Below are 10965 nucleotides of genomic sequence, written 5' to 3' on the forward strand. Positions count from 1 at the left end.
GCAGGAGCAGCAAATCATCTAAGTGAGATGACAGAACAACTAAACAAAAAGCTAAATGAATTTAGAACTTGATTCATTAGCTTAAAAATAAACTTATTATTAGGAATTAGTATGCTAGTTCCTAATAATATTTTAAAATATTTAAATAATTTAAACTCACTACTAGTTTTTCTACTTTATATTTTTTGCTTAATCGTATTTGTTTTGTATTATTATGTTATATCGTTACTTTCTAGCATTATTGTGATAGAATTAGGTTTGCAATTACAATATATTTATTTGGTAATGGGATATATTTTAGGTTTCAAACCAAGTTGTGATAGAATTAGGTTTGCAATTTGAAGATAGCATAAAAGACATACTTTTAACTCCGCTGTTTCAAACCATGTTGTGATAGAATTAGGTTTGCAATAAAGCAAAACAATCACTAATTTTGAGTTTAAATGTGTTTCAAACCATGTTGCGATAGAATTGGTTTGCAATCAATATTTACAGAGTATTCATTGTTTTGATATGTGTTTCAAACCATGTTGTGATAGAATTAGGTTTGCAATTTAATGAGTTTATAAGCTTAATTGATTTGCTTGAGTTTCAAACCGTGTTGTGGTAGAATTAGGTTTGCAATGAGCCATATTCTGGTCTCATAACCCTAGCACCAAGTGTTTCAAACCGTGTTGTGATAGAATTAGGTTTGCAATTTTCAAGGCTAAAAAATGTGATTTGATTACCTGTTAGTTTCAAACCGTGTTGTGGTAGAATTAGGTTTGCAATTTATTTTTTCACCAGCGCCTGAAGAACTACCTAAGTTTCAAACCGTGTTGTGGTAGAATTAGGTTTGCAATTTTCAAGGCTAAAAAATGTGATTTGATTACCTGTTAGTTTCAAACCGTGTTGTGATAGAATTAGGTTTGCAATTTAAGCTCAAGAGTTGGGTCAAAATGGATATTAAAGTTTCAAACCGTGTTGTGGTAGAATTAGGTTTGCAATAACAATGGATTTTAATGAATTTCAAAAGATTTTTGGGTTTCAAACCGTGTTGTGATAGAATTAGGTTTGCAATGCTGTTGCTGTTGTTGGTGCTACTGCTTCTATTGTTTCAAACCAAGTTGTGATAGAATTAGGTTTGCAATTACAATAGGAATTTTTTATATTGCTATGACTAAGTAGTTTCAAACCGTGTTGTGATAGAATTAGGTTTGCAATAAAAGATAGCAATTTAAATAGTGCTGAAAATTTTGCGTTTCAAACCGTGTTGTGATAGAATTAGGTTTGCAATAAGAGCATTTAAAAGAATTTAACATTAAAACTTATTTGTTTCAAACCGTGTTGTGATAGAATTAGGTTTGCAATTTAAATACACTACTTTTACTGATTATTCTCTAAGTATGTTTCAAACCGTGTTGTGATAGAATTAGGTTTGCAATGGCTTAAAGTATAACGCAAGTGTGCGTTTATCTTGTGTTTCAAACCGTGTTGTGATAGAATTAGGTTTGCAATTTATGATGAATTAAAGGCTTTTCATACTAATAATATTGTTTCAAACCGTGTTGTGATAGAATTAGGTTTGCAATACTTTTAAATAATCCCAAAACAAAAGTAAAAGTAATGTTTCAAACCGTGTTGTGATAGAATTAGGTTTGCAATTCTAAAGTCCATTTGATTACTTTTGATTGAAATCTGTTTCAAACCGTGTTGTGATAGAATTAGGTTTGCAATTTAAATCAAAATCTATTTTATTATTTAAAATTAGGTTTCAAACCATGTTGTGATAGAATTAGGTTTGCAATTAGACCTTTTTAATGAGATGGATTTTGACAGCCGTAGTTTCAAACCATGTTGTGATAGAATTAGGTTTGCAATTTCATAATCTCTCCTTAGTTTTTTGTGATGGGATTGGGTTTCAAACCGTGTTGTGATAGAATTAGGTTTGCAATTTAATTAGAGATGAGTTAGATTTTTTGAATGAGTAGTTTCAAACCGTGTTGTGATAGAATTAGGTTTGCAATGAAAAACAATATCATTTGCGTCGTATTGTGCCTTTTTGTTTCAAACCGTGTTGTGATAGAATTAGGTTTGCAATAGCAAGGAAAACTTGCTATATATCAAGTATTTGAGAGTTTTTAAAAAGTAGTGATTTTTCCACTTTTAAAATTCTTTCAAATTTTAGTACTTTAGTGGAAAAATTAAACCTATGTTTAGTTTGTATCACTAAAATTAAAAAGCAAATCTAATTCTATCACAACGAGCGTTTGAAATCATTATTGCGGTTAAAGTTAGCAAAAATCCTAGCTCTGCATAGCACCTAGGATCCGCAACTTATTCTCTATCATCACAATAGTTAAAAAATTCACATTGATTACAAGCATTAAGACTAGCGCTACTATTTGGAAAAATTCCATTATCTAAAAGATTTTTCATATCTTTTACAACTCTTTTAAGCCTAGCAAAATCATTCGGAAAAATATTAAAAACCTTATGTTTTAGATGATTTGATGAGCATAAAATCACTCTTTTGCAAGGCTTAGCATAAGTTTTACTAGCTATTTTTGCGTATGCTAGTAGTTGCATTTTCGCCCCGTTACTAAGATTTAGATTATTACTTTGTTTAAACTCAAGCACCACCACCTCATCAACCCCAACAAAGAGCATATCACAAACCCCACACAGCTCATCATCTTCTAAATATTGATTTTTATAGGCTTTATATTCGCTTAGCCCAAGTTTAGCAAATGTGCGACTTTTGAAAAGCTCGTCTTGCTTTTTATGAAAATCATTACCAAAATATACATGCTTAGGATACTTTGGTGTAATATCGCAAAAATTATAAAAATAAAATATCCTAGGACAAAACACAAACTGCCTAATCAAACTCGCCTTCAAAAGTTCCATGAAATTCCTATTTCAAATTATTTAAAATTCTCATTGTTTTGGTTAAAATATACACAAGTTACTAAATACTATCAAAACTAAGTTGCTCTAAATCAGCCTTTTTATAACCGTGCGTATAATCTAAATCTATCTCACACCTACACAAAAATGCCTTATCCCCATCATCACAAAGCTTTTTAAAAAGCTCTTTTACCACCTTTATCTCGCTTTTGCTAAGCTCTCCATAAAAGACTGATTTTTGGATATTTAAAAGCCCTAAATCCTTTAACTCTTCAAAAAGTTTTGTTCGTGATTTGTTATCTTCTATATCGTAGCTTACAATATACACGCTCACCACCTAAACACATAAGAATGATAATTATTCGCACCGCACAAAAACCCACTAAGCTTATAAACTTGTCTTTGTATTATGCTTTCAAGACTTAGTTTAGAGTGATTATGTGGCAACTTTTTAGCAAGTGAGTTAAAAATCTCATTTGAAATTAGCTTTTTACACTCATTAAAATCGCCCTTTAGCTGATGCCTTAGCTTGATGATATTTCTATCAACTAAAAAACTTCTATACTCTTCCATAATGTCCAAAACTAACGATGGCTTAGCACTTCTTAAGCTATGAAGCACTCCAAAATATGGGTTTAACCCTGCGTTTATCACGCTTTTATAAATTATGTTTAAAAGTATTGCGTAGCCGTAATTTAGGGCTTTATTTACATTATCATCTGCATATCTGCCCATGCGATTTACAAACTCATCTCCTAAAAGCCTTGTTTGTCTAAGATAATCAAAATAAACTTTTGCCGCACTTCCTTCAATGCCAAAAATGCTATCTTTTGTCATTTTATAAGTTTTTAGCTCGTTAATAAATGTTTTTAATTGCTCGGTGGTTTTTTGTTTTAGCAAATCATCTTGCAAATACCTTGAAAAGTATAAAATCGTGGAGCGTTGGTTTTTGATTTTACCTATGATTAGCTCTTTTGCTAAGGCTAGATCTTTGCCGTTTTGTTCGCTTAAAATCTGATGTTTTATCACATTTACGCTTTTATGCTCGTGTAAAGTGTGTAAAGCTAAATGAAATTTAAAATCATTAAAGAATATCTTAACCCCACGCACTCCACAAGCATAGGCTAAGTCACTACTTAGCCCTACACCACGAGATTTTATGCTTATAGTTTTTAGGTTTTTAAGTGGATATTCTTTGATTAACTCTCCATCTTTTTTAACTACTAATCTAGCCGATTTTAGCCCCAAATACACCCCGTAAGAATTCACTACGAGATGTTTTAGCATATATTATCTTTCATAATTTGTCTATTTGCTTTTGAGGTTTGATTTGTTGTGTATTTTAGCCCTAAAACTTCAAAATTATCACAAATTATACTAGCTTTATAATCCCTTGGCTTACCTAAAAACTCAACTAATTCAATATTTAAACACTCATCACAAAACTTCACCCATTTATCATTTTTATCATTTAATGCACTTTTAAAAATATCTAAATCATATCCTAATTTTGCCTTGTTAAAATGCACTTGCACCGTATGTCTAGCAGCTTCGCTAACTATAAAGTCAAGCTTTGAGATTTTTTCTGGTAAATTATTTTTAATGCTTATTTTATAGATTTCTTTAGCATTTTCGCTAAGGTTTAAAATATCTAAAATATCGACTATTTTGAATGGTAAAACATTCTTGCTATGATATTTTATACCCACAATTCTATCTTTATCAAAATAATTTTTTGTAGCTATGTTTTCATTTGCTAAACCTTCATAACCTGTATTTCTACGCACCACAAAACTAGCTGCACTTACAACACTTAGCGAGTATGTAACACGGCGTTTGTTTCTAGCTCTTTTTATATTTTTTTGATTGCCTGTGTAGAAATTATTTATATAAAGCTTATGGATTTTTTCTACTTCATTTTTAGTTTTTACTTCATTTTTTACTAGGATTTCATAGAACTTTTCTATATTTGCACCATTATCTTTAGGCTTGATTAACTCGCCACTTTTAGCATCAAAAAATATATCTAAAACATCTTTTCTAACACTTGATACCAAAAACTTATCTAAAAATTTAATTTTTTCTAGTGTTTTTATATCTTTTGCCTCAAAACTTGCAAAGATTAAATCAAAAACTTTTTTGGTGTCTATATGAAATCTTACCGATTTAAGTTTTTTAACTTCCATTAATAAATCAAATTCTTTTAAAATATTTAAATGCTTATCACTTAAATATTTAGCATTTTCATATCTAAGTGAGTAAATCGTATCTTTAAATAATTGCTTTCTTGAAATTTTATCTTGACTTAATTCTAAGTACTTTTGGCTTTGTATATTTTTTATCTCACTTTCTTTTAGATAAATCTCACTGAATTTAAACTTTGGTTCAAACTTCACATTCTCATTTATAGATACCACCTTTTTATCATTAATAGCACTAGCTATATAAAATACAACACTAGCATCTATACAATGGCTATGGCTTGATTGAATTTTTTCTTTTGCTATTTCTGGTAAATCAAGACTTAGCTCACGCCTAATAGCACTTGTTAGCTTACTATCAATAAAATTTACATTAATATCTAAATCTTTATTCTTTGTTAGAGCTTTTTGAACTATTAGTTTAGCAAGGCGTTTTTGAGTGCCGTTTGTTGTGGTTTTTAATTTATCTTGTTCTAATAATTCCAATGCTTTAGCATAAAAGTTTTCTTTAGGCATAAAAAGTGCATGTCTAAAGGCAATTTGCTCATGATATTTTAGATTTTTATAATTTGTATATTTATCGGTATCAATACCTTTTAAAGTATTATTTATAAAGATTTTTAACTCATTTTCGTTTGCTACACCACACTTTTTGTATATATCATTTTTATATTCTTCTTTTAAATCAGTAAAATAAATATACCCATCACTTTTTCTAAGATTTTCGTATGATTTTACGGGAATTAAATTCGCTTCTGAGTTATACTTACATTTACTTCTTGGCAAGATATGATCATACTCAGCATTTTTGAGATTTAAAGACTCCCCACTATAAGGGCATATTACAAAATGCTCTTTAGGCTTTCTTTTTACTTTAGTTTTTGTAAGCTCTTTTGCTGCTGTTTCAAAAGCAAAGGCATTTTGCTCTATATTTATACTTAATTCTTTAGTATTACTTAAATCCAAATCTTTTATAATCTCATAAGCAAGTCTATCAATATACATTTCAACCCTACCATTTATAAGCCTTGCACTATCCGAGCCAAATACCGAACACATAGCTTTTTCACCACTTGTTCTTAGTAAAGTTTGCAATGAGTGTTCCTTGCAAAGTTTATTAAAACCCTTAGTATCATCTAAGATTATATTTGCACTCTGAAGCAGCTGATTTATCATAGTTTTTAGCTTGTCGCTTTTAGCTACATTTTTAAATATTTCTTGGCTAGTTATTAATTCATAGGCTTTTTTATATTGCTCTAAAATCTTTTTTAATTCCTTATCATTTGTAGCCTTGTTATCTAATAAAGCCTTTTCATCATCTAAAGCCTTGTAAAAGGAGTTTTGATAAGATTTAGCCATTTCGCTAAGATTAGTTAAAAAACCCTTTAAGGTAGTATTACCCTTAACTTTATTTTCTTTTTTATTTATAAATTCCATAAAAACATTGACATCATTTTCACTAAATCCATCAGGCTTAGCCCATAAAATACTAAGATGAGTATGTTTAAGGTTATTTTTATAAGGAGTATGACACCCACAAGGCTTTAAAAGTTTATTTGATAATACACCTTTTTTAGCCAGCAGCAATTCATCATAATATTTATTTGCAAAGTCTTGTAAGGCATCAAAATCACTATCATTTAAACATATCGTATCTTTAAAATATTTTGCATATTTATCAAAACTTCTAGGATAAAGCTTGGTATCTTCTAAATACCCATTAGATATATCTAAAAATCTTTGAAAAACCACTTTTAACTCATTTTCATCCAATTCATCGTATTCTTTTATAACGCCGTTCTCGTCTATTGTAAGGCTTGAAAAATTAGGATTTTTTAAAATATGTTTTAGGCAAGTTTTTAGCTTATTACCAAGCTTGTCTTTTAAGACTAATACATTGCAAGTTTGTGGGTTTTTATTATTCATTCTCTCATAAGGTGGAATGCTTATTATTGGGTCATTTTTACATAGATATTCATAGCTTGAATTTTCTAGGTTTTTTAACATTGTGCGTTTGTTTTCTAACTCTTTTTCGCCTTGAAAGGTAAGAAATTTTATATTTCTTATGCTTTGTTTTCTTAATTTTTCATCATCAAAAACATCATCAAATTTGTTATTAAAATACCTTCTTAAAACCCTTGTTTGGTAATTTGAAATATTACCAATAATATTTGCAAACTCATCAGCATTTATTTTTAGTTTTAAAATTACACTTCCAAATTCCACACTTTTGCAAAGTTCTTTTATGTCTTTTATATATTTTTCTCTATGCTTGTTATTTTTAAGCATTTCATTTCTAAGGGCTTCAAACATATCTGTAATAGCATTTCTATCACTTGCTTTTATATTATAAACAAATTTATCATTATCATATTTTTGCATTATTAGGCTAGTTTGCTTAGCTAAAAACTCACAGAATTCATCAGTATCATACTCGTTTGCAAAATTTGAAAGCCTTAATTCATAGTCATTTTTGTTAATGCAGTTTTTAAACTCATAGCCATCAATTTCATTTAGCAATTCTAAACTCTCATCGCTAATGTCATTTTCAAATTCTATATTTATATAATTAAACCCACGATTTTTAAGTAGTCCATATATTAGCTCAAGTTCGCTTTGGCTTAAATCTTTGATTTTGATTTTATTTAACAATTCATCTAAAAGCCTTCTAGCAAATTTTGACCTTTTTATACCCCTTTTTTGGTGTCTTTTGGAGGTTCTATCTTTTTTCAAAAAATTTATAAAAGATGGGTCAAAAATATAGTTCATAGCCGTTTTATATACAATCTTTCCATCTTTTGTATGTGTTATAAATACTCCATTATTTTTTGCTCCCATATCTATGCCAATATAAGTTTTCATTCTTGTTCCTTTAAATTCATTTGTGTGAGTATATATAAAATATTATAATTTATAAATGTTATGGAATAAATAATAAAATATCGGAATTATAAAATAATTATCCGATATTTTTCTACTCTTATTAGTGATTTTAAAATCAAAAGTTTTAAAACTAACATTTACCTATACATAAAATATCATAAGTTGAATTAATTTTACTGAAGGGTTATCGGGGTGGCTAACCAGTTGCCCGATATTTTACTAACTTTAAAATGATTTCAAACTCTAATATATTGTGATAGAATTAGATTTGCTTTTTAATTCTAGTGATACAAACTAAACATAGGTTTAATTTTTCCACTAAAGTGCTAAAATTTGAAAGAATTTTAAAAGTGGAAAAATCACTATTTTTTAAAAACTCTCAAATACTTGATATATAGCAAGTTTTCCTTGCTATTGCAAACCTAATTCTATCACAACACGGTTTGAAACTTCAAAATTAAGACCTTTTAAAACATGGGCTTTATCATTGCAAACCTAATTCTATCACAACACGGTTTGAAACTGCAATAAAAAAAAAGAAAAACAAAGAATAAGTATTATATTGCAAACCTAATTCTATCACAACACGGTTTGAAACAAAAAGCGTTAATCAAAAATTAGTTAATTCAAATTCATTGCAAACCTAATTCTATCACAACACGGTTTGAAACGTTAAAACTATCTTGGCATTTATACAAGTCATTAAAATTGCAAACCTAATTCTATCACAACACGGTTTGAAACGTCTGTTGAATTACACCCGAACCACTAGACCTAACTAAATTGCAAACCTAATTCTATCACAACACGGTTTGAAACAAATAGTCGGTATTTTTATAATAGTATACGCAAAAAATTGCAAACCTAATTCTATCACAACACGGTTTGAAACAAATACATAATTTAATTTTTCTGTAATATCAGCATTATTGCAAACCTAATTCTATCACAACACGGTTTGAAACTTAAAAACAAAAATAAAAAACTTATCGTAATTTTTTATTATAAGCCCAATTCTAATAAAATTTAAATAGAAAAATAAAAACCTATTATTACCAAAATTTTTATTAATGCTTTTTTGCAAGACCTGCTTTTATATCTAAATTATTAAGCTTATTTATGCTTTTTGTTAGCTTGTCCATCTTATCAGTGCTAAGTCTCGCTATTTTGCCAAGTTTTTCTAATCTTTCTTGCTGTGTTTTTAGCTTATCAAATCCACCTAAGGCTAACTTTAGCCCTAAGCCAAATTTCATCTCCATTAAGTTCTCCTTAATAATGTTTATTTATAATGCCCCTGCGATGAGTTAGATGGCTACTAACTCGGGTAAAGGGGTTAAAATGTATCGATAAACGGACTACTTTACATAAAGCCTTAAGCATTAGCCAATGCCGTTAATTCGTTGGTTCCCCGAACGTCTCAAAATTTCTTTTTCTCTCTATCTTCGTTTTTTTCCTCTTGTGTAATAGATGTAACAATAGCTTCATTCTTGCTAGTCTTTTTAATAGCTAAGCGATAATAAGTGCCTAAATGACTAACTATTACTTCAGCTTCAGTTAGCCTTTTTTTACCATCTTTATCTAATTCGCTTGACTTGTTTTGTTTTTTAATGTTTTTTAACATTTGTGGTATCATTGCATAATCATAAGCTGTTATATGTTTTCTGTGCTTATGAGTAAAAACATTTTCCAAGCTTACAAATAATGGCAAGTCTTGTCCTAAAATATCACAATTACCTACTTTTAAAAGTTTTCCTTTATAGTTTTGCTCTTTCTCATCATTAAATACCTTTTTTATAGTGTTATAATTGTTTCTAACTTCTTTTATTTGCATTAAACTTTCTTTTATCCTAGTATTAACTGCCTTATGTACCTCGTGAGGTAAGCCTTTTACTTGCTCGTTTAAATACTCTGTTAAGTTTTGGATTTTTTGCTCGTATGATTTTATACCATTTTTAAAGCCATTATCAGGGATATTTAAAAGCGGTGCTTTTTTTCCTGTATAGCCCAAATCTCTTGCTTCATCTTCACTTAATGCTTGAACTTTGCACCTACAACCCCAGCCATTAGGCGGGTAATTGTTACGCCAAAAAGAATGCTCCTTAGGTAAAATAAATCCGTGAAAGGCTTTAAGTACAACTCTAAACCTATTATGCATAATCGCTACATATCTTAAGTAAGGCTTATCGCTTATAAGTTATTTTTTTTAAATCTTGCTAAACCATATACTTGTCTTAGGTTTTGATTAAAGACAACTTTTAAATGGTGTTTATAAAGTCCGCTAATGTTTTCTAGCTCTTTTACGTAATCTTTAAAGCTTGTACCATTTAAATAAGCCTTTTTTAAGTATGCTATGCATTCTTTTAAGTGTTTCAATTTCATTTATCCCACTTATTAAGAATGTTCTATTATAAGCACTAAAGCGTAATTTATCTAAATCATAATCTTTAGGTAATTTATCATCAAAGTATTTAATTGCATCTAAAGGACTTAGTTTAAAAATATTGCTTAAATCATTCATCGCTTAAGCCTTTTAAACTAATATTTGTTAAAACTTGAGCCATTATGTTTTCTAGTTTGTATTGTTTTATGCCTTAATTAAGTAGTTTATTCACAGCGTCTTCATAAGAATTTGAGTTTTCAAGGACTTTTAAAAACTGCTCTTACAAGTCTTTATCTAAACCCACTACTCAACATCATTAAATCTATATTATCCACAGCTTATTTATTTTATTAAAAAAAGCTTTTAAAAACATTATTTATCCTGTAAAGGTATAAAATTAGTTTATATAGTTTTATTATTTAAATATTTTAAATATATAACTTATAAATACTTCTAGCATATACTAAAACTACTTAAAGCAAATAAAAAAACCTATATAAAAAGTAAGAGCTATATTGTATAAGTATCATTTAAAATATCTATTTTTATAATCTCATACTAAAAAACATAATTAAGCAAATTATTTAAAGTAAAGGTTTTAAAAAACCCAAA

At 28.7% G+C, this 10965-nt stretch carries 8 protein-coding genes and 2 CRISPR repeat arrays; of the genes, 1 reads left to right on the plus strand and 7 read right to left on the minus strand.

Annotated elements, in window-relative coordinates:
- Window positions 1–111 precede the first annotated feature (111 nt).
- Window positions 112–342 (plus strand): hypothetical protein, encoded by a 231-nt coding sequence (locus tag KJR01_RS10605; protein ID WP_502756452.1) that lies wholly within the window; start codon window positions 112–114, stop codon window positions 340–342.
- A gap of 175 nt (window positions 343–517) precedes the next feature.
- Window positions 518–2080: direct repeats of the CRISPR family, unit length 37 nt; unit sequence GTTTCAAACCGTGTTGTGATAGAATTAGGTTTGCAAT.
- A gap of 236 nt (window positions 2081–2316) precedes the next feature.
- On the opposite strand, the gene cas4 is transcribed toward KJR01_RS10605, so the two are convergent.
- The 7 genes from cas4 to KJR01_RS09355 all read right to left on the minus strand — a co-directional run bounded on the left by cas4 (window position 2317) and on the right by KJR01_RS09355 (window position 10491).
- A complete protein-coding gene (gene cas4, locus KJR01_RS09325; RefSeq protein WP_214118918.1) occupies window positions 2317–2889 on the minus strand; it encodes a CRISPR-associated protein Cas4 in 573 nt (190 codons plus the stop codon).
- A gap of 61 nt (window positions 2890–2950) precedes the next feature.
- Window positions 2951–3217, minus strand: a complete 267-nt coding sequence (cas2, locus tag KJR01_RS09330; RefSeq protein WP_214118919.1) for a CRISPR-associated endonuclease Cas2 — start codon at window positions 3215–3217, stop codon at window positions 2951–2953.
- Between the two features lie 2 nt (window positions 3218–3219).
- Window positions 3220–4176: a CRISPR-associated endonuclease Cas1 gene (cas1, locus tag KJR01_RS09335; protein ID WP_214142737.1), complete on the minus strand. Its 957-nt coding sequence runs from the start codon at window positions 4174–4176 to the stop codon at window positions 3220–3222.
- The gene (locus KJR01_RS09340) at window positions 4170–7952 is read right to left on the minus strand and encodes an HNH endonuclease domain-containing protein (protein WP_214118923.1); all 3783 of its coding nucleotides are present in this window, start codon (window positions 7950–7952) and stop codon (window positions 4170–4172) included. The genes cas1 and KJR01_RS09340 overlap by 7 nt, the downstream gene beginning before the upstream one ends.
- Window positions 7953–8386: 434 nt before the next feature.
- Window positions 8387–8938: direct repeats of the CRISPR family, unit length 37 nt; unit sequence ATTGCAAACCTAATTCTATCACAACACGGTTTGAAAC.
- Window positions 8939–9040: 102 nt separating this feature from the next.
- Entirely contained in the window at window positions 9041–9232 is a 192-nt protein-coding gene (locus tag KJR01_RS09345) for a hypothetical protein (RefSeq protein WP_214118925.1), read from the minus strand.
- Between the two features lie 158 nt (window positions 9233–9390).
- Window positions 9391–10164, minus strand: coding sequence for a phage head morphogenesis protein (locus tag KJR01_RS09350; RefSeq protein WP_350028240.1), 774 nt, complete (start codon window positions 10162–10164; stop codon window positions 9391–9393).
- A 117-nt stretch (window positions 10165–10281) separates the two neighbouring features.
- Entirely contained in the window at window positions 10282–10491 is a 210-nt protein-coding gene (locus tag KJR01_RS09355) for a putative phage head morphogenesis protein (protein WP_214118928.1), read from the minus strand.
- Between the last annotated feature and the right edge of the window lie 474 nt (window positions 10492–10965).

Source organism: Campylobacter sp. 2018MI10, assembly GCF_018501175.1.
Taxonomy (GTDB): domain Bacteria; phylum Campylobacterota; class Campylobacteria; order Campylobacterales; family Campylobacteraceae; genus Campylobacter_E.